The following is a 25,201-nucleotide window of genomic DNA, read 5'->3' as shown; positions in this document are numbered from 1 at the left end:
TAAACAAGCTGCCGGCGTCGGGAGTCGGCAGGGCTGATGACCACCGCGCATCGCGCGGTAGCTCTTCGTCCTCAGGTTGGAGCAGCGCGCCGTTGGTGGTCTACCACGCGGAGCCCGGTAGCGCGTCGGATGATGCTCACCCGAAGCGCGCGCTGCTGCGGCTCATCCGGAGGGCTCGAGCGCGCCGTTCCGCCGGTCCTTGCTGGACCCGGCTTGGTGGCCTCGTCCTTGCTCCCACACCGAGGTCAGTGCCCGCAGGGGACCGACCAAGCCCTCGATGGCCCAGGCCGGGGCTTCACCGAGTAGGGCATCTTCGAGGGCGAGCTGGGCGGGAATCACCTCGTCCACGAGCGCGGCGCCAGTGTCGGTGAGGACGAGCAGGGACGAGCGGCCGTCGGCCGGGTTGGCCGTCCGGCTCAGCAGTCCCCGAGCCTGGAGGGCGTTCAGCCGCATGGTGATCGCCGAGCGCGGGGCAAGCAGCGTCTGGGCCAGCGTCGTTGGGCTCAGAGGTTCGCCCGTACGGCGCAGCGCGGAAAGCACGTCCAACTCGCCGCGGGTGAGCCCGTAGTCGGCGAGGAAGGCGTCACTGGCTTCGAGGATGAGGCGGGAAGCGCGCAGCACGCGGTGGATCACCCCGAGGCTGGTGAAGCTCAGGTCCGGGCGCAGCAGGGCCCACTCACGCTGCATCCGGTCTACGACGTCGCCATGCGCGGGCAGGCTGTCTGCGTCCTGGTCCATCCGGCTCCTCCGCGCCTCCGTGGCGGTCGCCTCGGTCAACTCAATAGTAGTTCATACGTGTAGTAACCTTGAGGTACTTCATTCCTGTACCACCTCGGAAGGTTAAAATGACGCAGGCCACCCCCACGCGGTCTTGGTGGGCGGCAGTCTTCGATCTGGGCCCGCATGCCGGCGCCCATTGGACCGCCCTGCGCGCAAGCCTGGCGATCTTCGTACCGCTGGTGGCTTGCTTGGCGTCCGGTGGCGGCGACCTGCTGCTGTATGCGGCGATCGGTGCCTTCACCGCACTGTACGGCCGACACGAGCCGGCTCGGGTACGCCTAGCCATGCAGGCGCAGGCGGGCGTGGTGCTGGTGGTCGGCGTCGTCGTCGGCGCCCTAGTCGCGACCGTCCCGTTCCGGCTCTGGCTGCTCGTCCCGGTCGCGGCCGCCTGGGCCTGCGTCGCGGTAGTGCTAGCCGAGCTAGGCCGATGGCATCCGGCCGGAGCTCTCAACCCGGTCTTCGCTCTCACAGCCTCGGCCACGGTCCCGATCGCGCTGAGCGCGGTGCCCGCAGCCGCCCTCGCTGCGACTGGCGCGGCCGTCTTCGCACTGCTGCTCGCCCTCCCGGGTCGCACCGCCCGCGACGGCGGCGACCCGGTGCGGTATCGGCTGTCGTGGCGCGGCCTACGCCCGTCCGACCCGGTGGGCCGCCACGCCGCCCGCTATCTGCTCGGTATCGCCGCCGCCGCCCTCGCCGTCGCGACCAGCGGCATCGGCCACCCCTACTGGACCTTCGTCACGGCATCCGTCCCCATGTCGGCACCCGACCTGCACGCCAGCCTCACGCGCGCTGCCCAGCGGGTGATCGGCACCGCCGCCGGCCTCGGCGTCGCAGCCCTCGTCCTGGCCGCCCACCCCAGCAGCTATGCCGCGATCATCGTGATCGCCGTGCTCCAGGCGTGCACCGAGCTGACAACCGGGCGCAACTACAGCCTCGGCCTGGTCTTCTTCACCCCGATGGCCCTTCTGCTCGGCGATCTCATGCTGCCCGCCTCGATCGGCACCCTCCTGACTCAGCGGGCTCTCGAGACCGTCGTTGGCCTCAGCATCGCCTTAGCCGCCACTGTCATCACCCACGAAAGGCGCACTCGTACGAGCCAGACCCCACCGCGCGATCATGTGCTCGACCACGTGTAAAGGCGGCCGCGTGGAGGCGAACCTGCCCACAGCCGCGGGGCTCCTTGTCGCGGGCGTGTTCAGTAGAGGCTCGATCTACGGCAGATGAGTGCACTCACAACCCGAATAGGGACACACCCAGTAAGACTGCGAAGCGAACTGGCTCTTTACGGATGGGACAGCTACTTCTGGAGGGAGTCGGGTGGACGGCTGTTCCACCCTGCTTAGCTCCCAATCTTGGATGCTGTCCCCTGGCCCGCTAGATATGGCCAGATGATGATGAGCCCCCCGTAAGGCCGCCCGCGACGGCACCACGTGCGGGTGCGGTTCCGAATGAGAACGCAAGGATGACCGCTGGAATGATGAGGGCGAGTGCTGTCGAGCAAAGCCCATGCCGCGCTCGCCGCATTCCCTTCCGCCGGACCGGGTGCGGGGTCGTCCTTTGCTGACCAGAGGGTAGAAGAATAAGAATCGTCCCCGGTTGTGGACAGCGCACAGGATCCGGGGGCCGTATGCGCTGCTTCTTCGGCGCCGTCGTGTCCTCCGTCAATATTGCATCGATCGCCCTCGTCCGGACAGCCCAATACACACTGCCGGGGTGCGCATTGACCCTATCCCTCTCCAGCGCTCCTTAAAGTCGCCCGGCCGCGTCCGGGTCATACCTGAGCTGCCGGGCATACGCTGAGGTGATTGAGGCTTTACAAAAGGATGAACCAATGACCGGGAGCAGCGAAGAGCTGGGAGGGCGCTAGGCGGCGTCAAGTCAGGTGGGCGTCAGCGGGATGCCGCGAATCCACGGCGGTCGTCCATGCTGCGGCGCTCGTCTTGGGGGAAGATCCCGGCCAGGATCCGGTCGGATTCCGCCTGTGCCGCGACATCGAAGGCTCCGCCTGTGATCAGCAACTCGTTGGCTCCGGAGGCCGCGAGCAGGTGCTGGACTTGGGTCCGCACCTCGGAGGCCGTGCCGTAGAGCGATGTGGACAGGCTCATTTCGACCGCTTCCTTTTCCCGGGGAGTCAGCCCGGCCCATTCGGTCGGACCCACGGGCGCCAAGGCAGCGAATTCGCCGGTGGTCCTGGAGCGGGCCAGCGCGACGGCTTCGGGCAGAAGCAGTTCCCTCGCTGCCTGGCGGGTGGCAGCCACTGCTACGTTGGCGGAAACTATGATGAAGGGCCGCTCGAACCAGCGTGATGGACGGAATTGTGAGCGGTACCTTTCCAGCGCCGGGAGTGTGCCGTTCTGATCCGTCCGGAACACAGCCGGGCCGCCCAGCACCACAGCCAGGCCGGCACGGGCTGCAATATCGATTCCCGAACCGGTGGCCAGCACGAATACCGGTGTAGCCGAATCGTTCCGCGGCCGGGCAGTGATGGGCGCGGCTCCTGACAGGTAAGCCAGCAGTTGGGCCAGCTGCTCTTCAAACCGCTCCGCGTCCTGTTTCCCGGCGCCCAGCGCATTCCGAACTGCCGGGGTGAAACCGACAGACCGGCCGACGCCCAGGTCGATCCGTGCGGGATGCAGAGCCTCCAGCGTGGCCGCCTGTTCGGCCACCACGAGTGGTTGGTGGTTGGGGAGCATGATGCCTCCTGAACCGACCCGGATGGAATGCGTCCGGGCAGCAACGGCGGCCATCAGCACGGCCGGAACGGAACCGGCAATGCCTGGCACCGCGTGGTGCTCTGCAACCCAGAAGCGGTGGTAACCCCATTCCTCGGCCCGCTGGGCCCGTTCCAGCACCCGGTTCAGGGCGTCCGCAGCAGGAAACCCGTCCCGTGCGTTGGCACGGTCGAGAATGGAAATCCGGGGAAGGGGAAGGGCCATACTCTTGGAACCACTCCGGGCGAGGAAGAATTCCGCTCCGGGACGCGGGTTCGGAGTCCGGGTCCCGGCACTGTCCAACCTCATGTGTGCGGACGGCCGAGGGCAGGTCCCCGGGTGCCTCGTTCTCGTGTTCTAAGTCGAAGCTGCGGTACCCACGGCCGAGGGGGCGGAGCGCGTGTGGATGTCTCGTCCCCTGGCCAGCTCAGTCAGCGCGTGGGCGTGTCCGTGGTCAATCTCGTGGTGAAAGACGACCGCGCCACTGCTACAAACCATGGACGAAACTCACGAAGCGAGCCCTGCACGATTCATCGCGCAGGGCTCGCTTCAGTGACACCTACTTGGAGGAATGCCGACTAGCTTCCGATCTCACAGAGGACTGTGAGACGTAGATCTATTTGGAAGTTCTTCCAACAAGGGATCGGCGGAATGCCGCGGGGCACGTCTCCTGAGAACTGAGCGGAGTGGGCCGTGTAATTGGGAGTTTGTGGTCCGGACTCTGTTCCGGTACAGATCTTCGCGACCCCGTCGTCCGAGGCAGCTGCGTGTACTTGTCGGGCGAGTTGCGTCGTGGGGCAAATGCAAGCAATCCGACGTTCCAGCGTCCGTCCTCGTCATTCGGCCGTCAGAAGCCCCTCTAGGGTTTTTCCGAAACTTTGGTCAGTTCCAAGCCCGGGCCGTGGGGCTCACGGGGGATCTGCCGCTGAACATGCGTAGACACCCGTGCCAGGGCCATCCGCCGGTTACCGCTAATGTCTAGGGCGGGCCGCAACGTGCGGCGAAAAACTGGGGGAACTTTGAAGAACTCCACACCGCCGGCGCGGCCGGGAACAGAAAAGACGGTCCGGCGTGGCTGGCCGGTCATGGACTTCGTTGCGGGCGTCCTTGCTGCGGCATTCGGATCGTGGGTTGCGCTGCAGTTCTTGGAGGGCCCTCGAAGGGGACAATCCAACAACACCGCGGCATCGATGGCCGCCGAGGACCGGAAAGAACCCAGGGAAGGCACCTTCTCGAGTCAGGTTGACCTAGGGCAACCGCCTACATCACCAGGGAAGGTGGACTCCACCAGTCCCTGGACACATTTCCTGATCGGGGTAGCCCTGTCAGCCCCGGTGTGCGCAATAGCAATCTGGCTCTTTGTGGCATACCCCGCCGGGCCGGACAATGCATGGCTGTTGGTGAGATATACCGCCTTTATGTTGGTCCCCGGACTCAGCTTGGCAGTCCTCGGGCTCTACATTCGGCGTCAGAAGAAGAACCATCTGGTGATGTATGCCCTGAATCGGCATGATTACCTCACCATGGCGGTGCAGTTCCTGCCGGGGACGCTGATCGCTGTTCTGGGCAACCTTTTGCCTACTGAGCCGACGCTGTTCGGTTGGTTATCAATCAGCTGGGCGAGCATCGTTCTCGGCACCTGCGTGAGCATCATGGTGGTGCGGAAGTTCGGGAAGCCCTAGCCCCCGACAGTGATGGCGCCCGACGGCTGGTTGGCAGGGTGGCCAGCCGCGGGGACGTCGAAGGCGACCTTGCCGTGGGCCGGCTGGCCTGGGGCGGCCGGGAGGGCGTCGTCGGTCTGGGTGTGCAAGGCGGCCCGGCCTCAGCTGGCATCGAGGACCTGGAACTGGCCGCTGGCTGACACGGCTGCCTTCTACGCTATCGCCGCCGACAACACCGCCCTGGTCCGGGAAGCCATCAACTCCAAGCCCGGCCGAGGGGCCGGTCCACAAAGGGCCGGCCCCTTTTCCGTGTCCCTGGAGAATGGGACGGTGCCCCTTCACCACTACATCCCGGCCGCCTACCTCGGTGGATTCTCCGCGTCGATCGACGGGCCCCGCCGCAGCAGGCCGATCTGGTGCCTGCGCCGCGGATCGGCCGCGCCGTTCCGAACCCTGCCCTCCCGGGTTGGGGCGGTCCATGACCTCTACACGCTGCATGAGATGTGGGAGCCCGATTCTCTGGATGAGGTGTGGTCACACTACGAAAGACAGCTGCCCCGGGCCACCGAAGCCCTGACGGCTGACCCGACGACCCTCACCGCCCCGACCTGGCTGCAGGTGCTCGTCCCCTTCGCTACCTCACTGTTTGTGCGCGGCGCTGAGTTCGGGCCCCGGTACTCCCAGCGGAATCCCATGCTCACCGACATGGCAGAGGGCCGCACAGCCGACCACATAAGTAATGGACGCATCTTCGAGTTCCAGCGTCTCCTCGCCCCCGTCACCGCAGCGGAATGGACCCTCCTGGATGCGGCAGACTCCGGCGGCCGGTTCATAACCAACGATCTGGGCCTCACCCCGGTCGGCCATGCGAAAGGCGCGCCGACGCCCGGCTACGTCATACCGCTCTCGCCCCGGTTCGCGGTGATGCTCACGCCGGTGCGGCAGCGGTGGGTGATGGTGTGGCGCGACGGTGCCTGGCGGACCCTTATGGCCCGGCACTCCCTGGCCGCCGCCGACGTCACCGCGATCAACGCCTCGACAGCGTCCTTCGCGACGGAATTCCTTATCGCGCCCAACCCTGAGGCCTTGACGGCCGCCACGACGCTGTGGAGTGGGCCGCCGGAGATGGACTGGCTGACTGCCGGCTGGACCGGAACGCGGGAAGAGAAGGCCGCCCACGAGTTCGACTGGCACAGGCTCGCCCGACTGGCCGATGAGCCCCTGACGCCTGCCATGGACCTGCAGGAGCTCGGGCTCGCCGAACATTGGAGCCCTCCGTTGCTCCTGCCGGTGAACCTCCCCGATTTCCGGTCCGGGTTGCACCAGCACGGGCCGGCCATCTTCCTCGAGCTCGGGCCGCGGCGGTTCCCCGACTAACTCCGCCACGGGAAGAGGCGCGGGTTATGTAGGTTGTCAGTGCCTCCGCTTAGTCTCCGGACCTTAACGACGACCTATGCAGACCGCCCTGTTTATGACACGGAAGTGGATCCGCAACGGCGCCAACAACAACTGCTCAGCGCCCCACCCGCAAGGTCCTGCGGCTCCCGGGCCTTTTTTCATTCGTCGGATATTTTCGCCGCGGCCTTCCGCGGGCCACCTTCTCAACGTGACGCCACGCAACCATGTCCAGCACCCTCAGCGGCGTCGGCTCCGGGCTGCCCTCCGGCGCCAGTGCGGCCATCTCCTGCCAGTGATGAAGCCCGTCCCGCAGATCTTGCTGGACTTCGGGCAGCCAGGTCACTCCATGTAGAGCTCCCCGTCGTCCAGGAGCTCACCGGAGGCAACGCGTGCAGCCGCTACAGGACGCTCATGCTCGCGGCACCCCGGTACCCGCGTTGCCATGGTCCGCGGCCTACAGCGGCTCCGCACTGTCGTTTGGAGACATCTGCCTTCGGGCCGGGAGGCACGGAGGGAAGTGGGCCTCCGTGTCATCGGACAGGATGTTTGGTGGCTCGAACGATGAAGGTGTCTTTGGGGGGGCTGGGGCCTTCACGGTGGAAGCAGCGGGCCGTCTACGACGCAGTGAAGGACGCGTACGCCTACTACTCCCCTGGCGTGGCCTTGGCCCCTGTGTCCATCGACGACGATGTCAATGGCATGAACATCAACTGGGCAACAAAGCAGGACATCGCCCATGCATCAGTCCGTCAGCCGCCATGTGTGGGGCGGAGCCGACGGGCCCCTAGCGCCGAAGCAGGCGCCGGCCGGCGCTTTTTTGGCCCGTTCCCAACCGTTCAGCAGGCTGTTGCGCGTGTCTGTCCATGGGGGCGCGGGGATAAGGAGCCAGGCGACGCCGGAAATCAGCTCGCCGTGGCAGCAGAAAGCCCCGGCCTGCCGAAGCGGACCGGGGCCAACATTTGCGGGTCAGGAGATCGCGAGAGCGGCGTTCTCCGCGGCCATGGCCTGCTCGTTTTCATCCACCGGCAGGGTGTCCTCGATGAAATAGCCGCCGGGTTGGTCGGCGTAGTCCCCGGAACAGTGGGGGACCCGGTGGTTGGATTCTGGTGCCGGCCGCGTTCCGACCTCGCCGCCGTGCTGGTGGATGCTGGCGCAGCGGTAGCAGAGCACTTCCACGGCGCGGTACCAGACGCCGGTCGAGGGGTCCTGAAGGATACTGTGCCAGATGACCGGGTTGTTCAGATCCTTGTGGGCCTCTATCCAGGCGGTGCGTACCGCCTTCGGGATGGCGCCCCGGTCCGAAACCTTCACACCGTTCTGCCCGGCCCAATCCCGGATAGTCCGGTTGACGTACTTCTCGTGATCTTTGTATCCGCGGTCGCTACGGATGCTGCGTGGCTTCATTACTCCCCCTGGATTGGTGTGTGCTGCGAATATTCTGCCCTAGATTATGCGAGAGCCCCGGTTGCCGAAGCAGCCGGGGCTCTGGGGCGGGGTCAGGCGCCCTTGACCATTACCTCGATATGCAGAGGCCCGCACAGGTCGATAAGCCAGTCGCGGTCCGGCCCCTGGGCGAAAACACGGGCGTAGCCGGGGTCGATCTCAAGGTCCCCCGGATCCACACGGTCCCCGAACAGGACGTAGGCCCGGTCGGTGTTGCACCGCTTGCTCATCCAGACGACGCCCGCGAAGCCGGCGGTATGGGCCGCGGCGGCCCATTGGACAGTATCGCCATAGGTGGTCGGGTCGGAGTCCGTCAGGTCCCGTGCTTCCACCTGCAGGGCACGGAGGCCGGTCCCCATGAAGGACGCGAGGCGGAGGTCCCGGCGCGTGACGAGCCGGGCGGCGACCTTGTCCATGTACGCGTCTGGCAGCAGCAGTCCGCCCTTGTGCGGGATGTCGTGCAGGAGCGTCTCGCTGACCGCGGCGACCTCGTCCTGGGCTGCGTAGAGCACTGGAACCGGCGGGCCACCGAAGAACGCCCACCTGGTCGGCGCCCCGTGTCCGGGATTGAACACATCAACGGGTCTGGCGTTGGACGCCACACGGTAAATCGACGAACCGGCCGGCAGGTCGAACCCTTGGACGGTGAACGGGTCCGGGGGCGGCGTCACCATTCGACCGTGGCCTTCTGGCGGGCTTTGTCCACCAGGTCAGCGTCGTTCAGATGGTCCACCGGGCGGTCGCCGTGGAAGTACCCGGAAGGGGCAATCAGCCAGAGGATCAGGTCCTCTTCGTCCCAGCCGACGTCCTTGGCCATGCCGAGCAGCGCCGGTACGGACGCGTGGGCCTTGCCGGACGCCCGGTCGAACTGGAATCCGGGGTAGAGAACCTTGTTGCCCCGCTTGATGCCGATGAGCTTGCCGGCGGCGTGCTGGTCCGAGGCGAAGCTGCGACCCGATTTTCCGGAGCCAATGAGCCGGGCGACTTCCATGCTGCCGAGCAGCCCGTATTCGGCCTCGACACCTTTCCAGGCGTTCTCGGTTGCCTGGATGGCCCGGGCCAGCTGCGGGGAGGTGGTTCCCTTGAAAGCAGCCATGGCCGGCCCGAGGGCGGAGATGCTGCTCGCGGTCATCATGGAGACTTCCATGATTGCCTTGGCGACATCCGCACTGATGGCTGCTGCGGGAAGCTTGATCCCGCGGCTCTCCGCAAAGACCCGAAGGTCCACTTCCGGGATTAGGGCCTGGGCCGGGCCGGAAGACGCCGGCTTCGCTCTTCCTACGTTCATAACGTCCATCATAGTCGTCGGAAACGTCGGAAACCAGTGCAGGGCAGCAGAAAGCCCGGCAACCAAAGTCACCGGGGCTTTCTGTCTAGCGGATCAGGCGCCTGCGTGCATTAGAGCTGGCAGGAGACGCAGTTTTCCACCTCGGGTCCCTTCGAGGGCCATCTGGCGGAGACGGATGTAGTAGATGGTCTTGATGCCCTTCTTCCATGCGTAGATCTGGGCCTTGTTAATGTCGCGGGTGGTGGCGGTGTCCTTGAAGAACAGCGTCAGCGACAGGCCCTGGTCCACGTGCTCGGTCGCCGCGGCATGACGTCGATGACCTTCTCGTAGCCGATCTCGTAGGCGTCCCGGTAATACTCCTGGTTCTCGTCCGTGAGGTACGGCGGCGGGTAGGAGACGCGACCCAGCTTGCCTTCCTTGCGGATCTCGATCTTGGACGCGATCGGGTGGTGCGGTTTGCGTCCGGCCAGGTCCCAGGGGACAGGACCTTGGCGTCTTCGCGGACACCGGCAACCATGCGGTGTCCGGTGACATCGTCGATGCCCATTTCCCGGTTCAAGCGGGCCGAGTCGGCGGGCCGGTCGGCGATCTCATTCAGCGGGTGCAGAAAGCCGGCGGCTACGTCCACTAGGTACACGCTTTTTCGTACCTGTCCCATCCCGAACAAAGATGAACAAGCGTGTACGTTGCTGCCAGTTCCCTGCCCCTTGAAGTGCTGCAGCAAGGAGCGCTCCTGATGTCGTTAAAAACACGCTGAAGCCCCTGTGCGTTGTCAACTGCACCTGGTCACCGTCTTGTTAGGACTAGTGACTGCATACTTTTCAGACGCGGCTGTGGCACTGCCAAGCCCCTTCATGATTGACTCGGACCAGCAGCGGCGGGGGCCGCTGAGAGGGGCGAGGACAATGCCACTGGTAGCCATGCTCGACGGCGAACGAGTCGATGCCACAAAGCACACACGTGAATCCTGGGCCGAGCTTCAGTCCTCTGACGACCGCAAACAAATGGTCATGCCTCTGTGCGGGATCCGTGCTGTGGCAAAGACGCGGGGCGAGACCAGGTTCTTCGCCCACCTGACGGTTGCCGACTGCCGCGTGGAGCACGGCGGGGAGACACCGCAACACCAGGCAGTGAAGACCGCGCTGCGCGACCGGATCGATGCCATCCAGGGCTGGCATGCCTGCCTGGAATATCCTCACCCGTCCCGTGAGTGGATTATCGATGTCCTCGCCGAGTCCGATGACGGGGCGCGTCGTATAGCCTTCGAGGTCCAGCTTTCCTCACAGGCGCCGCTGGGGTATCAGGCCCGAAGCCAGCGCTACTTCAATGACCGGGTCTTCCCTGTCTGGATCGTTCCCCGCCAGCTGGAACACAACGGCATCGAGGTTCCAGTCGTTGTGACCGGATTCGGCAAGAGCTCGCAGCTTCCGGAGGACCCAGCGGAGCTGCTGCAGTTGCCGGCCATTTCTTCATTCTCCAGTGAGAACACGCTGGGGAAATTCGTCGACGCCATCCTGACGTACCCGCCGCGCTGGCCACAGGGCAGCCCGGAGGACCAGCTCGCGGCGATCCGGAGAGCACAGGAAAGAGAGCAGAGGGCGCGCCAGGAGGCCGAGCTCAAGCAGCGGCACTTGGAAGAACGTATCGCCGAGATGAACTTGAACAGTGCCTCGCCGGAAGCCGCCTACGGAGCGCACACGGTCCACACCGACGGCGGACCGTTCGTGTGGGCAACCCTCACTCAGTGCTGGTCCTGTGAGCACCCGATGATGCTGTGGGAGGCGCAGGCCGGTGACGACGGGGTTCAACACACGGCCGCTCCCCGGTTGAAGGTCAAGACCGACATACGATCCAAGCGCTACGAGAATCATCCTGACGTGCATCAAGCCCTCAACCGGTGGATCGGGGAGACCAGGGCCGACGTCGGAAAGGCTTACCTCAAGATGCGCCGCAGCAAGACGAAAGGTGCCGAGTACAGCGCTTTCGTGTGCCCCGCGTGTGATGCCCTCATGGGCCAAATGTTCGTTTCCTGCATCGGCACCGAGAAATGGTCCCTGGTCAGTGCCCCGCTTCTGAAAAAAACGCGGACGACAGAACCATCAGCCAAACCCCGCCCGGTAGACGCCTGGCGAGGCAAGCCACAGAAGCAACGCCCTCCGAACGAGCCGGCCGTGCAGACTCTGTACCGTCGGCCCACCGTGCCCGAGGAACTCCAGACTGACCGCAAGAAGACGTGGGCGGAACTCCACTCCCCCGAGGGCGTGGCCGAGGCTCGGCAGAAGTTCATGGGAACTCGCGGCTTTCGGGCCGGGACTCTATGAACCCACGTGCGACGACTTCATTGGCTGAATTTTGTCACCCTCACCCTACAGCGGCGTGACCCGGCTGAAGCTGGCACTCTGACGACCGCGAATCGCCCACTTTGCGCTAGCTTGGCTGGCCAGCTCCGGCCCTCGCGGAGCTGTGTCATCTCCGTAGGCTGTCCAACCAGCACCGTAGTGTTGGTTTGTGTGGAAATTGTTTTCTGAGGTTGGAGCAGGATCTTGGCCCGACTGGGTATCTGCCATCGGTACGTCAATGGCCTTTTTGGTTGCTGCTCTCGCCTATCGCCAGAGTGTCCACCTGCGCAAAGAGTCACAGGCTCGTTTGGTCTATGCCAAGATCACGCACATTACGGAGTTCATGCAAGGAGAAACGCTCGATCCTCTCCCCAATGGCGCCCGCATCGGCAACGGAAGTACCGCCGTAGCCTATCTTCCCGACGCTTCGGGCGGTTCCACCCCCATCGCCACTCGGCCAGGATTACAGGCCACGGTGAAAGTTCACAACGGTAGCGCTGAGCTAATAAGCCCCATCAAAGTTCAAATTGTGGACCTGGGCTTAAACAAAATCATTGATGACACCTGCATCGTGACCGGCGGCCCAGTTGAACCAGGGTCTGACTATGTCGTCTCCTTCACCGTCGCAAACAGTCACTATCCCGGCAGTCCTTCCATTGGGGCAAAGCTTCTGTTCAGGGATGCTAGCGGTCGCTGGTGGAGCCGTTACTTGATGGATCCGGTGGAGGAAGTACACAACGACCCCGAAAACTTCACATACACTGCTGCCGAAAGGGCGGGCTTTGCGGCGAACGCCCTTTCCATGGGCCTCACTCCCTCCCCCGAGCCGAAAGTCCTCTGGCCTGTACGACTGCAGCGATTTAGGAGAAAAATACAGGGCAGGCCACCCATCCCCTAGATAGTCGCCCTCCTAGAGCCGTCAACGGGAATTTCTGGTTTCGTTTCCTCAGTGCTTGGCCGCGCCGGCCGATGACGTCATCCTCAGCATCGGGCCTCGTCGTAAAAGGAGCCCACCAGCCGTACGAGTGCGGAGTCCGGCAAACACTGCAGCTCAAACACCGGGACAACGTCAACGTTGTCTGCGTCGCGGTCTTGGGCTGCCGGGACGGCACCGGCCGTAGTGGTTGGGGGCGGCTGTTACGATTCGAGCACGCGGAATGGACCGAGCTCGTTAGCCAGGGGCACCGATTCCTAAAAGAGGTCGCAGGGCGGGAGCGCCGGAATTCCTAATCCGAGCTCAACACGGTGCTCACGAATCTCACCGGGTTGGAAGGTTTAATTCCAGCGACTCAGGTGGACGCGCTGCGATGGGCGAGCTTCTAGGGCGGATCGTTGACCGTGACCAGGCCGATAATCCTGCCCTCATGATCTCGTCAGTGGTGGTCTACCTGGATGCCAAGGACGCCGGGACTGGTTTCTGGGCTCTTGCCCAGCATGACGGGATCCTTGCCGCCGATTCGTCGCCTCAGGCCAAAGAGAAGTTCTGGGTTGGCCAGGTCCGGGGCATGCTACGCGGCTCACGCACGCCGGGCCAGGACTAGAGGCTAAATCGCCAGCGTGCCCAATTCGCCCGAGAACCGCAGGCCCACTGAAGTCAACGCAATAGTCATCGAGTGGGCGTCAGTCGCTTTCTGCTGTCTGCGCACCGAGCACACGCCGAACCGTGCGTTCGCTGGTAACCATAAGCCTGGCAATCTCTGCCACTGTTCGGCCACTTGATTTCATCCGAACGACCTCCCGCTTGCGTCCTTCAGACAACGAGGGCGGCCGTCCGCCGACCCGGCCGCGCCTCCGCGCGGCTTCGAGGCCCGAGTGCACTCGCTCCACCAAAATGGCCTTCTCCAGAGCGGCCAGGGAAGCCATCACAGAAAGGACCATCAAACCGGCTGGCGTCCCCGTATCCAGGCCAAGGGTCAATATGCGTAGGGAGATCTGCCTGTCGCGGAGGCTCTCTACCAGAGCGAGCAGGCTCCTTGTGTTTCGGCCGAGTCGATCCAAGGCGCGAACGACAATGACGTCCCCGCAGGCTCACCCGGCGGCCTCAACGGCCGATAGTTCAAGCAGGCGGGGGCGAATGTCCTGCCTTCTCGCAGATTAGCTATTTCCCCTTCATATTGAGAGCAGAGACATTGATCTACTTCGAAGACCAGCGCCAACAGCCGAGGGCGCCACATCCCCCGCAGCCAGGCCGACCGATCCGGAACACTGGGCGGATCTGGGCGCGGTGGAGCATGGGGCTCGTCTGCATGTCGATTGCTGTTTATGCGGTTTTCACGGTCTTCGGGATCTTTGAGCTGTTCAAATACTCGTCCGGGCTCTCGCCCGACGACGCTGAGTCGGCAATGCAGCAAAACATAGACGACATAGCAATGGGCATCCTGCTTCCCATCGACAGCGTCATTCTCTTTTTCATGGCGGCTGTTGTGACTGTCCTGCATCGTGGGGCACGAAAGTCGGAGTTTGGGGCTACTCGGATGACCAAAGCTGCGATGGTAATGACGATCGGTTCGTTCGTGCTTTCACTTTTCAAGTTTTCGGTGATGTTTCAGATTATGTTCAGCATGATTGGTTACACCGCCTCGGGTGGTTATAACGCCCCGACCGCTGGCTCGTCTTCCGGCCTCCACAATCCCTCAGCCACGGCCCCGAAGGGCGATGTTGATGTGGCCCCCACCTTCACGAGCTTGAAACCGCTTATGGCGCAAGACGCCATCGGGAATTTGAGAGCTTCAGTCACAGGGGTGATTGATGCAGCCTCGCTCGAGCGCCTGAAGCTCGAGGACGGGCGGCTCAACACCAGTGGATTCATGTTTGAACTGGTGAGAACTGACGGTGTTCGGTTGGACATGTGCTTCAAGGCGAAGGTGATCGCACCCGACGGGAGCTTCACAACTGGCCAGTATCATAGCCCGGTCAGGCCCGGCGAGATTGCCGATGCCATCTTTGTGCCCCACTGCGATGGGTCCTGACAGTCCTCCAGAAGTTGCCTGAACGGGGACCGCGGGCCGGAGGTCCGCACACATGAGGTTCATGGAATCCCAGCAGCTCACCCTCGGCGGCCTCATGGACGCGCTCGATGCGGTCCCCCGCGATGCTCAGCTCTTCGTTTCAGGCTTCGGTGGTGCGGGTTGTCGGGCCGGCGATAGCCGTGACGCCGGGCCTTGCGAATTTTTGGTGGCAGCTGGGGGATCGCCATATTAAGAGGACTCGGGGCTTCGCCCCTCGCTCCTTCGCTTCCGGAGTGCTTCCGCAACGAGGGGCCGATCTGTTTCCTGGCGTTCCGTTTCCTCTTCGAGCCACCTTCCTGCTGTCTGCCGTGCCCGCTGCGCGGGCACGCCTTCGGCGTGCCCTTTGGTGACTTCCGCTCCCAAGCCAACCACCCACAAGGCTCGCGTCGCTCGCCGGTACGGCGGGTGGTGCGTTGCCGTCTTGTCTTTCCGGTCCGCTGGCTGCTGCACCAGACGTTCGACAGCATTAGTGCCCCTGGCTGCTGGCTCGATACGCTATGAATCAGGTGTCCTTTATCGTCAAATAATCATGTGAAATGTCAGTCGAGGTCTCAATGAATGAAAAGCACTCCGCGTATTTCCAGCATTTGCAGGCCTACGAGCGAGATCTGGAGGGGTGGAGGCTCCGGGTACATAAACTGGAACGGCCGGAACCAGGAAGTCAGCTGGCCAGTGACAATGCAGCCTTTCCTTACCATCCCATTAGTGATGCAACGCGCCTATGCTTGGCATCTGCCGGCGAGCACCTTCGCTTAGCCTGGACAGCGATCGAGGCTGGCGAACTTTATCCGACTGCCCACTTCACAACCCTGCGTGGGGCGCTGGTCGCGGCCTCCCAAGCTGTTTATGTCCTTGGACCCGAAGAAGCTACAGTCCGGCGCGCGCGCGGATTGGCCGTCGTCATTGAATCCTACAAACGGCTCCGCCAGTTCCACCTAGAACATCTGAAGATTCTTGGACTCACTGATGCCGAAAAACTACAGATCCAAGAGCAGGTCGACTGGCTAACCGGTCGGATGCAGATTGCCACAGACGCCGGCGCCGACAGAGCGGGTCTCAACGTCTCGGACAAAGTTATTCCATACGCAGCAGAAGTGACTTACCCCAGCAGTATGAGCCTGCAGCATTCAGTCAACCTTCTCTGGCGGCAGATGAGCGGTGATGCCCATGCCCTTGCCTGGGCTCTTACCTTGCGCGCAACGCTGGATAGTCCGAGGAACGGGGAACTCCTTACAACAGGTACCGCAGGGGGATCGCTGGAGGACATATCCCAACCGTTCGAAGCCGCATTTCGGATCCTACGCCGAGGGTGGGCTCTATTTGACCAACGCTGCGAAGCACACTCATGAGGGGATCGCAGCAGGCGCCTAATGACGTAGCCTTCGAGATGACTCGGTATCCCCCTGCGGCCCAAATGAGCGCCTCAGAGTTCGAAGAGTTCGTCGTAGCTACTCTGCGGAGCTTGAACAACACCGTCGACAATCTGGAAGTGAAGCTCCATGAGGTGGTCGAGGGTACCGACGGGACATACGACATGGATGCCGTAATGCACTTCGATGTGAACGGCATGACATTCCGTGTTCTTATTGAGGCAAAGCGCCACAAAAACCCCATCAAACGTGAAGTAGTTCAGATTCTTCATCAAAAAGTTCTCAGTGCAGGCGCCCAGAAGGGCCTGATCGTGGCGACTGCACCCTTTCAACGTGGAGCTTTGGACTTCGCCAAAGCTCACGGGGTAGCCCTCGTAGTGGTCAGTGAGGGGCGATTTACATACGAAACGAGATCTGCGGACCCTGCTGCTGCACCGTCCCACGAATCTGCTGCACGAATGGGCATTCCTGCATTTGTCGGTCACGCATATAGATCTTCAGCCAACGGTAGAGGAACCCAAGTCAGCGTCATAAGTCGCGAGTATCCGGAGTATCTGTTGGAAGTCCTGACTGAACCGATCCACCTATAGTCAACCCTGTCGATCGGCAGAGCCTGAAAACATTTCCTAAACCGGGCTGTGACCGCCGCGCCTGGCATACGTATCTAGCGGCACTCCGCGAGGTGCCCGTTGAAGTGTCCTACTGTCGGCGCAGCTTGGGTTGAGAGACAACTTCAGCGTTGCCTTGTGTAGAGGGGACCTTCACCGCGTTATTGACTGGCGGTTGAGCGGAGTGGCCAGCACTAGGATTTACCCCAAAAACTTTTCACCTACAGTCGTAGTCTGAGTTTTCCTTTTCGGCCATGGATAAGTGTCTAGTGCCTCCGACAAGATCACGTTTTCAACGCCAGCCTTCTTGCCGAGGTCGGTCAAGCCAATAGCACGCTTGCTACTCTCCGCGACCTTCGCGAGCAACATGTGCTCGAGGCCGGCACCGTGCGTGACGAGGTTCTCGATGTCTCGTGCGCTCACCGCAGCGACAGGAACATCAGGCAAAGAACCACCGGGGATGATTGCCAAGCCTTGATCGAATAGGAACGCGGCCCCGGTGTAATACGGCTCCGCGGTCACAACCATTCCGAGCATAGGCCGGTCGGTCGGAATCTCAGCAAAGGCCGGGTGTCCGTCGGAGAGTTGCTCCACCGTGCGCGTCAGCTGCGCTCTGGCACCGCCCAGCGTGTCGCTCAACGTTTCCATCAGGGCAGTATCGCCGGCACGGGCGGCGGTGCCAAGTCGGCGCAGCTTGACCTCAACCAAGATGACCAAGTTCGGGAGGATAACGAACCAATCGACGCTTTTGGTACCACCGCCCTTGCCGTAACTGATCTCGGGCAAGACTTCGGCGCCTTCGATCAGCTTGAGCTGCCTGCCAATGTAGTGTTCAAGCAGATGACCGAGATCATCGGCGAAGGCCTTACCGTGCTTAGCCCAACCGGCATAGTACAAGCCCCCAGGGGTGACAGTGCGCAGAATGAGTTGGTTTGCGGGTGCAACAGGGCCGTCCCCGAGGTCGATAAAAGGCGTTGCGACGAGGGGGTTGTAGTCAAAGCGAGCCATTGTCGCCGCTCCCACTGAGTTCTGCTTGAATGCAGCGCGAAAGGCCTCGGGTGTCGTTGTCAGTCGAGCTGCCATTATCTCGATGCTCGACCGCGGATAGATCTCTAGCACCTCGACGAAGTTAGGTTGATCGAGCCAGCTCTGCATGTAAACGCCACCGTTCAGCAGAGCACCAACTTGGAGTAAAAATGTCGCACCGATTGCCTCCCGCAACGGCACACCGTCGAACATAACGGCCAGCGAGTCCTCGGTGATGACCTTTGTCTCCACTTGGGGCAGGCCCTCCACCATCCAGGCGTGGGACCGTGCCAGCTCGTCGAACATCGACTCCTGGTAGGGGAACTGCTCATAGGTCAAACGGGTAGATACCTTAATGAGGAGATCCTCATCATCTAAGTCAGAATCGCTCAGAGTCATTGCGATCTGGAACTTGAGCATCAATGCGCGTAGCGCGCCATCGGAGACAGGTCTGTCGCGGTATTCATTGCCATAAAGGAGGGACTCCCGCGCAGCGGCGGCCAGTCCCCAAGGCGGCACCTGGTGCTTCACTTTATTTGTATACGGCGGTGGACCCTGTGTTGCTGACGTCCGTGCGATCGCGGGCACCAATTCGCTTGGCCTGAAGGCTCGGCAGGCCTGAGTGAACGCCGAGTACGGCAAGCTTGGATGTGGAGAATGGCTCACAAGCACCGCTTTTCCAGTTGGGGAGACTCCGCTCCCATATCCATTCTTTATATTTGGGCGATCGGGTCTGACTGGTTGGTCAGCCCCGAAACGAGAAACACTTCGCCATCACAACACGGCAGGCACCTAACCGGTGTCGCCCAGCGAGTGTGGCCGAGCACTTATACGCCAGCTCAGGTGATGGGTTCCCTACTCCTGTTGTCGCCGGAATGATTGGAGGGTCCGACCGAAGCTTTCCAGTGCGAAGGGTCGGCGTTCGTTAAGGGTGGGCCTGTGGTCAAACCGGGGGAACGGCGCCGGAGGGCCCGCCGGGGTGGGAGTAACAACCAGAGCTTCAGCAACCTTTTCAATGCCTAGGATCGATTCCACGGATTCAGCCTCAAAATCACCGACGCTCGTCCACTCGTCTTCACCATCGCTGCCGCTGCCGATTGGAAGCATCGCTGTTAGGACATCTATGGCCGCCCACCTAGGGCTCGAGCCGATGAGCCCCCAGAGGAATGCTTGCGCTTGGTCGTTGGACGTTAGGTCTCGGAGAGCCCAAATGTTTCTAAACGCATTTTCGAACTCCGCGTCTGATGTGGCCTCATCCAAACCCCGCAGTTGGGCTTTGATCTTCTCGGCAACAACAGACCCAGCCTTTTGTGTCCAATCCACCGGGTCGTTGCCGCTGGCTCCAAAGTGGAGTTGCTGCCGCAATAGGTCACTCACAAAAGCGAGACCGGATGCCGTCTGGCAGCTTGTTTCGATGATGGAAATGGCATCTTCGGGCACCGATTTTAGCAGGTGTTCTGCAAGTTCCAAAGCTGCCCACGATGGACGCGACAAGAGTCCCGTCTCCTTGGCGGCAATGGCCTCATAATTCGAGGCGAGCAGTTGCATAAGCCCCCTGACTGGCAAGGCATTATCATTCCCGTGCCGCATAATCTTCGATACGACCAGACGATCGTCCTCCAGGAGCTTGGTTGTAACGGCTGCTGTTGCCGCCCCCGGGCATGATTCTCGGAGTTCTCGAAGGCATTCAAGGATGACGCTCTCGGCTATGTCGGTTTGAGGAACGCTCGTTTGTGTGTATCTGTAGAAGTAGTCGGGGTGCCCGACGCCTTTACGGTTGGCGATGTCCGTCTTGGCGGCATGCCCATATTCCGTGTTGTTTCTGGCGCTACGGAGGGGGACGAACAAATCCGCGAGGAGCTCAGCAATGGCTTCCGGATGTTGGGCTTCCGCTTCCCGAATATACCCTAGCCATCGTTCCCAGCGTTGTTGATGATTCTCTCTATGGTTGAAGTTCCATGTACCGCCATCACCCGAAAGAAGCTCGTCAGAGCGCGCCTCGACCAAGTCATAAATTGAAGGTTCAAAAGTTCGAAGGAAAGTCATGAGGACAAATTCAACGAAGTCGACTTCGCCTGAGACGTCACGCCAAGTCGCGTCGACTTGAGTGAAAAGTCTCTTGGCCGCTCGGGGTTGGGATGATGTAGCGGTCAACGCATTTGGCCCAAGATCGGCTCATCCGCTTCATGTCCTGATCGCTGAGCTCTACGTCATGGCTCGTAAGTACTTCCTGAAGCACTGCATTAACCAAGCTCAGTCGATCGTCAGGAAGCATCGTGGGTATATCCAGTCGTAGCTGGATCATTTTTTCCATATATTCACGTGCCCTGCTTTTCTCGTTAGCCACCAGGCCCGTCCTCAAAAGGACGTCTTGGAGAGTCCTTTCGTCATAAGACAGCAAGTAGTACACGTTCGGTAGTCTGCCGAGGAGGCGGACAAGCTTGAAGGTCATAAGAAGCTCGTCCGGACCCAGGCGATCGAGATCGTCGATCAGCATTAAGATTGGAATGTTCAGTTCCTGAAGAAGTTCCTCGGCTTGGGAACGAAGCTTCTCGGGACTGCGGTCCCCAGCCACCATATCGGCGACAAGCTGCGCCGGGCCGGAAAGATCTGCACCGACGATATTTCCAATGCTGCCTAACGGGGCAAGCCGTGAGATCCATCCGCCTATTGCAGCTCTGGTCCCTTCGCTCTTGGAATCGTCCGGCAGAGCAGCCCTAATCTCCGAGAAGAAAGCCGGAACGGCTAAGTCCATGGATGAGTACGACCATGGATTGTACTTCGCCACGCGCCAGTCGCTGCCAGACACTAGGGTCGCTTCTACCTGGTTCAACAGGGTTGTTTTGCCACTACCCCATGGGCCCACTAGAGCAGCGACAGAGCTGGACGTTCTGTCTCGAAGTACGTCCAGGGAGGACACAACGCGGCTGACAATCCTATTCCTACCAAAGGTGTCTCCATGATCACCGGTAAGGGGATCGTCTCCGTAGAGTATCGACAAAAGCGCTGCTCCTCGTTCGCTCAAAAGGTAATGCACGTAAGTCAGCACAGTATCGCAACCACGCACCTCCGCTGGGCTCATCGGACCGATGTAACTAACGCTGCCTTGGAGTGTTGATAAACTCCGCGTGACCTATGAACGCTAGAGATCCGCCGATGACCCTCCCGTCCTCGCCGTGATCGATCAGGCGGCCAACGCGATGGTTGGAGAAGTCGTGTTCAAGGACTGGAATGAAAAGCGAAGGTACTTAGCTTCCGGCGGCGGCCCACGGCGCGTTTGCTTTTAGATTAGCAACTGTTAAGAATCGGAAAATTTAGACGCGGTATTGCTAATTTTCGGGCGCACGGGACAACACACGCGCGGTAATGATGAAGTAGGCAAGCGACACCATCACCAGCAAGGACAGAAAGGTGAAATCCGCTACCGCACTCCCCTGCTCGGAACCGTCGTCAGGGCCGGATGGCGGCATGACCCTTCACCTCCAGGCTTTGGCGCAGCTCGACCACGCCGAGCACTGACAAGGGGCAGGACTGAGCCACAAGTCGCTGCGCCGCTACTTAGACAAGCTGTGTTGCCCCTGCTCGACGAGTAACCAGGCCACCCACGACACAGAGCCGCCCCTGGCCTATGTTCGTGTCCTGGACAACCACGCCGGCCAGCACAACGGCGCTGAGATCAAGGACTACTGCGAGACCGTCGCGGCCGACCGGACCAAGGTCCTCAACGAGTCATCCCTCAGCCAGCCCCGACTGACGGAACACGGCTAGATCACTCGCTGGCCACACAGGCTACTCGGGCAATGACTCCCGGTCGTCCTTGAGCTCGCCGGCGGCGATCCGTTCGGCAGTGCGCCGGTAGGCCTCGGCGATGTAGTCTTCGACGTCGCTGGCCGCTACGCGCCACACCGCCCGGCCACCGATGTGGATTCCGCGAAGCTCCCCTGTCCTGAGCAACGCCCGGATCTGGTTCGGGTTCACATTCAGCTCTTCGGCCGCCTGCGAGATCGTCAAGAAACGCACCTTCTTCGGTTCGTCAGTCATCGGTTCATTGTATGCGTGGACGGTTAGCGCCGGCCGCCGACTCGGGCCCTGACAGGGGATAGAGCATCCTGCGCATCACAATGCGGGCAACTGCCACGGTGTCGGCAGCGGGCTGCGCCACCACCTACACAGTCATCGACTACTCAGCACCATCAAGGTCAAGAGCCAGGGGCACCCTCATACTGAGGTGGCAAGGGTATGAAAGCTTTCGAAGCGGCTCTGCACGATTTACCGTGCAGAGCCGCTTTAATGGAATCTACTTGGAAGACTTCCAACTAGGCGATGCGTTTCTTCCAAATAGGGTGCCATTCTTCCAATTAGGTCGACATCTCACAGAGGACTAGAAGTCCCAGTCATCATCCTCAGTGTTAACAGCCTTGCCGATCACATACGACGACCCCGACCCGGAGAAGAAGTCGTGGTTCTCGTCCGCGTTGGGTGACAGGGCCGACAGGATCGCCGGGTTCACGTCGGTGACGGAGGCCGGGAACATGGCCTCGTAGCCCAGGTTCATCAGCGCCTTGTTGGCGTTGTAGTGCAAGAACTTCTTGACGTCCTCGGCCAGGCCGACGGAGTCGTAAAGGTCGTGCGTGTACTGGACTTCGTTCTCGTACAGCTCGAAGAGGAGCTCGAAGGTGTAATCCTTGATCTCCTGCTTGCGCTCCTCGGAGAGACCTTCCAGGCCCTTCTGGAACTTGTAGCCGATGTAGTAGCCGTGCACGGCCTCGTCGCGGATGATCAGGCGGATCAGGTCGGCCGTGTTCGTGAGCTTGGCCCGCGAGGACCAGTACATCGGAAGATAGAAGCCGGAGTAGAACAGGAAGCTCTCCAGCAGCGTGGAAGCCACCTTGCGCTTCAGCGGGTCGTCGCCCTGGTAGTAGTCCATGACGATCTGGGCCTTCTTCTGAAGGTTCTCGTTCTCGGTGGACCAGCGGAACGCCTCGTCGATCTCCTTGGTGGAGGCCAGCGTGGAGAAGATGGAGGAGTAGCTCTTGGCGTGCACGGACTCCATGAACGCGATGTTCGTGTAGACAGCCTCTTCGTGCGGGGTAAGGGCGTCCGGAATGAGCGAGACGGCGCCGACGGTGCCCTGGATGGTGTCCAGCAGGGTCAGGCCGGTAAACACGCGCATGGTGAGCTGCTGCTCGTCCGGGGTGAGCGTCGCCCACGACTGCACGTCGTTGGACAGCGGCACCTTCTCCGGCAGCCAGAAGTTGTTGACCAGGCGGTTCCAGACGTCAACGTCCTTGTCGTCCTGGATCCGGTTCCAGTTGATCGCCTCGACGTGGCTAAGCAGCTTGACCTTCTCGGTCATGTCATCCCCTCAATGTTGGGTTGTTCTCTAAGTTAAAGCGTACGACGGCGGGCGGGCGCCCGCCGTCGTACTCAAGCCTTCAGCGGCTGGTTACAGCATGCAGCTGACGCAGCCCTCTACCTCGGTCCCTTCCAGCGCGAGCTGGCGGAGACGGATGTAGTAGATGGTCTTGATGCCCTTCTTCCAGGCGTAGATCTGGGCCTTGTTGATGTCGCGCGTGGTGGCGGTGTCCTTGAAGAACAGCGTCAGGGACAGGCCCTGGTCCACGTGCTGCGTGGCGGCGGCGTAGGTGTCGATGACCTTCTCGTAGCCGATCTCGTACGCATCCTGGTAGTACTCCAGGTTGTCGTTGGTCAGGTACGGCGCCGGGTAGTACACGCGGCCCAGCTTGCCTTCCTTGCGGATTTCGATCTTGGACGCCACCGGGTGTATCGAGGAGGTGGAGTTGTTGATGTAAGAGATCGAGCCGGTCGGCGGGACGGCCTGCAGGTTCTGGTTGTAGATGCCGTGCTCCATGACGGAAGCCTTCAGCTCGCGCCAGTCATCCTGGGTGGGGATGTGGATGTGCGCGAACAGCTCGGCGACCTTCGCCGTCTGCGGGACCCATTCCCGGTCCGTGTACTTGTCGAAGAACTCCCCGGACGCGTACTTGGACTTCTCGAAGCCGCCGAAGGTCTGGCCGGTCTGGATGGCCAGCAGGTTCGAGGCCCGGACAGCGTGGTAGACCACCGAGTAGAAGTAGATGTTGGTGAAGTCCAGGCCCTCTTCGGACCCGTAGTGGACCCGCTCGCGGGCCAGGTAGCCGTGCAGGTTCATCTGGCCGAGGCCGATCGCGTGGCTCTGGTCGTTGCCGCGGGCGATCGAGGGCACCGAGGTGATGTTGGACATGTCCGAGACTGCCGAGAGCGAGCGGATGGCCGTCTCGATGGTCAGGCCGAAGTCCGGCGAGTCCATCGCCTTGGCAATGTTCATCGAACCCAGGTTGCAGGAGATGTCCTTGCCGGTCTGGTCGTAGGACAGGTCATCGTGGTACGTCGTCGGCTGGGAGACCTGGAGGATCTCCGAGCACAGGTTGGACATGATGATCTTGCCGTCGATCGGGTTTTCCCGGTTCACGGTGTCCTCGAACATGATGTACGGGTAGCCGGATTCGAACTGGATCTCGGCGAGGGTCTGGAAGAACTCGCGGGCCTTGATCTTGGTCTTCTTGATCCGGGAATCGTCCACCATCTCGTAGTACTTCTCGGTGACCGAGACGTCGGAGAACGGCATGCCGTAGACCTTTTCGACGTCGTACGGCGAGAACAGGTACATGTCCTCGTCCTTCTTGGCCAGCTCGAAGGTGATGTCCGGGATGACGACACCCAGGGAGAGGGTCTTGATGCGGATTTTCTCGTCCGCGTTCTCGCGCTTGGTGTCCAGGAAGCGGTAGATGTCCGGGTGGTGGGCGTGCAGGTACACCGCGCCGGCACCCTGGCGGGCACCGAGCTGGTTGGCGTAGGAGAAGCTGTCCTCGAGGAGCTTCATCACGGGGATGACGCCGGAGGACTGGTTCTCGATCTGCTTGATCGGCGCGCCGACCTCGCGGATGTTGGTCAGTGCGAACGCGACGCCGCCGCCGCGCTTGGAGAGCTGCAGCGCGGAGTTGATGGACCGGCCGATCGACTCCATGTTGTCTTCGATGCGGAGCAGGAAGCAGGAGACCAGCTCGCCGCGCTGCTTCTTGCCCGCGTTCAGGAACGTGGGGGTGGCCGGCTGGAAGCGGCCTTCGATGATCTCGTCCACCATCTGCAGGGCAAGCTTCTCGTCGCCGCGGGCCAGGTGCAGGGCCACCATGCAGACGCGGTCCTCGTAGCGCTCCAGGAAGCGCTTTCCATCGAACGTCTTGAGCGTGTAGGAGGTATAGAACTTGAACGCGCCAAGGAAGGTCTCGAAGCGGAACTTCTTCTTGTAGGCGCGGTTGAACAGCTCGCGGATGAAGTTCATCGTGTACTGGTCGAGGGTTTCCCGCTCGTAGTACTCGTTCTTGACGAGGTAGTCGAGCTTTTCCTCGAGGTCGTGGAAGAACACGGTGTTGTTGTTCACGTGCTGCAGGAAGTACTGGTGGGCAGCCTCGCGGTCGGCCTCGAACTGGATCTCGCCGTTGGGGCCGTAGAGGTTCAGCATGGCGTTGAGCTCGTGGTAGCCCAGGCCCTGGTAGGCGGCCGGCATGG

At 61.8% G+C, this 25,201-nt stretch carries 22 protein-coding genes and 3 pseudogenes; 12 read left to right on the top strand and 13 right to left on the bottom strand.

Annotated features, from left to right (window positions below; genetic code table 11):
* Positions 1-162 precede the first annotated feature (162 nt).
* On the bottom strand, positions 163-738 hold the full coding sequence (locus tag AB4Y91_RS06375) for a MarR family winged helix-turn-helix transcriptional regulator (RefSeq protein ID WP_441417618.1): 576 nt from the start codon (positions 736-738) through the stop codon (positions 163-165).
* 221 nt (positions 739-959) lie between these two features.
* On the opposite strand from AB4Y91_RS06375, the gene AB4Y91_RS06370 reads away from it, so the two are divergent.
* Positions 960-1,916: an FUSC family protein gene (locus tag AB4Y91_RS06370; protein ID WP_441417617.1), complete on the top strand. Its 957-nt coding sequence runs from the start codon at positions 960-962 to the stop codon at positions 1,914-1,916.
* Between the two features lie 753 nt (positions 1,917-2,669).
* On the opposite strand, the gene AB4Y91_RS06365 is transcribed toward AB4Y91_RS06370, so the two are convergent.
* The gene (locus AB4Y91_RS06365; protein WP_441417616.1) at positions 2,670-3,716 is read right to left on the bottom strand and encodes an MsnO8 family LLM class oxidoreductase; all 1,047 of its coding nucleotides are present in this window, start codon (positions 3,714-3,716) and stop codon (positions 2,670-2,672) included.
* An 860-nt stretch (positions 3,717-4,576) separates the two neighbouring features.
* Between AB4Y91_RS06365 and AB4Y91_RS06360 the strand changes: the two genes are divergently transcribed.
* From AB4Y91_RS06360 to AB4Y91_RS06340, 5 genes and pseudogenes are all read left to right on the top strand, one after another.
* Positions 4,577-5,173, top strand: coding sequence for a hypothetical protein (locus AB4Y91_RS06360; protein ID WP_441417615.1), 597 nt, complete (start codon positions 4,577-4,579; stop codon positions 5,171-5,173).
* 38 nt (positions 5,174-5,211) lie between these two features.
* Positions 5,212-5,352, top strand: a complete 141-nt coding sequence (locus tag AB4Y91_RS06355) for a hypothetical protein (protein ID WP_441417614.1) — start codon at positions 5,212-5,214, stop codon at positions 5,350-5,352.
* Between the two features lie 130 nt (positions 5,353-5,482).
* Positions 5,483-6,529 (top strand): DUF4238 domain-containing protein, encoded by a 1,047-nt coding sequence (locus AB4Y91_RS06350; RefSeq protein ID WP_441417613.1) that lies wholly within the window; start codon positions 5,483-5,485, stop codon positions 6,527-6,529.
* A gap of 410 nt (positions 6,530-6,939) precedes the next feature.
* Positions 6,940-7,080 (top strand): annotated as a pseudogene (locus AB4Y91_RS06345) (hypothetical protein); the annotation flags it as partial.
* A gap of 31 nt (positions 7,081-7,111) precedes the next feature.
* Positions 7,112-7,240, top strand: a pseudogene (locus AB4Y91_RS06340) (DUF7255 family protein); the annotation flags it as partial.
* 276 nt (positions 7,241-7,516) lie between these two features.
* Here AB4Y91_RS06340 and AB4Y91_RS06335 read toward each other — a convergent pair.
* The 4 genes and pseudogenes from AB4Y91_RS06335 to AB4Y91_RS06320 form a co-directional block, all read right to left on the bottom strand.
* Positions 7,517-7,954 (bottom strand): Lsr2 family DNA-binding protein, encoded by a 438-nt coding sequence (locus tag AB4Y91_RS06335; RefSeq protein ID WP_441417612.1) that lies wholly within the window; start codon positions 7,952-7,954, stop codon positions 7,517-7,519.
* A gap of 92 nt (positions 7,955-8,046) precedes the next feature.
* The gene (locus tag AB4Y91_RS06330) at positions 8,047-8,667 is read right to left on the bottom strand and encodes an RES family NAD+ phosphorylase (RefSeq protein ID WP_441417611.1); all 621 of its coding nucleotides are present in this window, start codon (positions 8,665-8,667) and stop codon (positions 8,047-8,049) included.
* Entirely contained in the window at positions 8,661-9,281 is a 621-nt protein-coding gene (locus AB4Y91_RS06325) for a hypothetical protein (RefSeq protein WP_441417610.1), read from the bottom strand. The genes AB4Y91_RS06330 and AB4Y91_RS06325 overlap by 7 nt, the downstream gene beginning before the upstream one ends.
* 110 nt (positions 9,282-9,391) lie before the next feature.
* Positions 9,392-9,730: pseudogene (locus tag AB4Y91_RS06320) on the bottom strand (class 1b ribonucleoside-diphosphate reductase subunit alpha); the annotation flags it as partial.
* A gap of 456 nt (positions 9,731-10,186) precedes the next feature.
* Here AB4Y91_RS06320 and AB4Y91_RS06315 point away from each other — a divergent pair.
* The 3 genes from AB4Y91_RS06315 to AB4Y91_RS06305 all read left to right on the top strand — a co-directional run bounded on the left by AB4Y91_RS06315 (position 10,187) and on the right by AB4Y91_RS06305 (position 13,161).
* The gene (locus tag AB4Y91_RS06315; RefSeq protein WP_441417609.1) at positions 10,187-11,602 is read left to right on the top strand and encodes a competence protein CoiA family protein; all 1,416 of its coding nucleotides are present in this window, start codon (positions 10,187-10,189) and stop codon (positions 11,600-11,602) included.
* A 187-nt stretch (positions 11,603-11,789) separates the two neighbouring features.
* Positions 11,790-12,518, top strand: a complete 729-nt coding sequence (locus AB4Y91_RS06310; RefSeq protein ID WP_441417608.1) for a hypothetical protein — start codon at positions 11,790-11,792, stop codon at positions 12,516-12,518.
* A 466-nt stretch (positions 12,519-12,984) separates the two neighbouring features.
* A complete protein-coding gene (locus AB4Y91_RS06305) occupies positions 12,985-13,161 on the top strand; it encodes a hypothetical protein (protein WP_441417607.1) in 177 nt (58 codons plus the stop codon).
* 79 nt (positions 13,162-13,240) lie between these two features.
* Here the strand turns inward: AB4Y91_RS06305 and AB4Y91_RS06300 are convergent, their stop codons facing one another.
* Positions 13,241-13,633 carry a recombinase family protein gene (locus AB4Y91_RS06300; protein ID WP_441417870.1) on the bottom strand — a complete coding sequence of 131 codons (393 nt, stop codon included), beginning with the start codon at positions 13,631-13,633 and terminating at the stop codon, positions 13,241-13,243.
* A gap of 233 nt (positions 13,634-13,866) precedes the next feature.
* On the opposite strand from AB4Y91_RS06300, the gene AB4Y91_RS06295 reads away from it, so the two are divergent.
* From AB4Y91_RS06295 to AB4Y91_RS06285, 3 genes are all read left to right on the top strand, one after another.
* Complete coding sequence (locus AB4Y91_RS06295) at positions 13,867-14,589, top strand: hypothetical protein (protein WP_441417606.1); 723 nt, start codon at positions 13,867-13,869, stop codon at positions 14,587-14,589.
* A 575-nt stretch (positions 14,590-15,164) separates the two neighbouring features.
* On the top strand, positions 15,165-15,977 hold the full coding sequence (locus tag AB4Y91_RS06290; protein WP_441417605.1) for a hypothetical protein: 813 nt from the start codon (positions 15,165-15,167) through the stop codon (positions 15,975-15,977).
* On the top strand, positions 15,974-16,588 hold the full coding sequence (locus AB4Y91_RS06285) for a restriction endonuclease (protein ID WP_441417604.1): 615 nt from the start codon (positions 15,974-15,976) through the stop codon (positions 16,586-16,588). Before AB4Y91_RS06290 ends, AB4Y91_RS06285 begins: the two co-directional genes overlap by 4 nt.
* A 219-nt stretch (positions 16,589-16,807) precedes the next feature.
* On the opposite strand, the gene AB4Y91_RS06280 is transcribed toward AB4Y91_RS06285, so the two are convergent.
* From AB4Y91_RS06280 to nrdE, 6 genes are all read right to left on the bottom strand, one after another.
* Positions 16,808-18,163 carry a hypothetical protein gene (locus tag AB4Y91_RS06280; protein ID WP_441417603.1) on the bottom strand — a complete coding sequence of 452 codons (1,356 nt, stop codon included), beginning with the start codon at positions 18,161-18,163 and terminating at the stop codon, positions 16,808-16,810.
* 324 nt (positions 18,164-18,487) lie between these two features.
* Positions 18,488-19,678 carry a hypothetical protein gene (locus AB4Y91_RS06275; protein ID WP_441417602.1) on the bottom strand — a complete coding sequence of 397 codons (1,191 nt, stop codon included), beginning with the start codon at positions 19,676-19,678 and terminating at the stop codon, positions 18,488-18,490.
* A gap of 37 nt (positions 19,679-19,715) precedes the next feature.
* Positions 19,716-20,714 (bottom strand): KAP family P-loop NTPase fold protein, encoded by a 999-nt coding sequence (locus AB4Y91_RS06270; protein WP_441417601.1) that lies wholly within the window; start codon positions 20,712-20,714, stop codon positions 19,716-19,718.
* A 707-nt stretch (positions 20,715-21,421) separates the two neighbouring features.
* Complete coding sequence (locus AB4Y91_RS06265) at positions 21,422-21,673, bottom strand: helix-turn-helix domain-containing protein (protein ID WP_441417600.1); 252 nt, start codon at positions 21,671-21,673, stop codon at positions 21,422-21,424.
* Positions 21,674-22,013: 340 nt separating this feature from the next.
* Entirely contained in the window at positions 22,014-22,988 is a 975-nt protein-coding gene (nrdF, locus tag AB4Y91_RS06260; protein WP_018773326.1) for a class 1b ribonucleoside-diphosphate reductase subunit beta, read from the bottom strand.
* Positions 22,989-23,078: 90 nt separating this feature from the next.
* Positions 23,079-25,199, bottom strand: coding sequence for a class 1b ribonucleoside-diphosphate reductase subunit alpha (nrdE, locus tag AB4Y91_RS06255; protein ID WP_441417869.1), 2,121 nt, complete (start codon positions 25,197-25,199; stop codon positions 23,079-23,081).
* Positions 25,200-25,201: the final 2 nt, after the last annotated feature.

Source organism: Arthrobacter sp. YAF16, from assembly GCF_052113385.1.
GTDB lineage: Bacteria > Actinomycetota > Actinomycetes > Actinomycetales > Micrococcaceae > Arthrobacter.
Note: the sequence above shows the minus strand (reverse complement) of the source record. Positions and strands in the feature narration are given on the sequence as shown.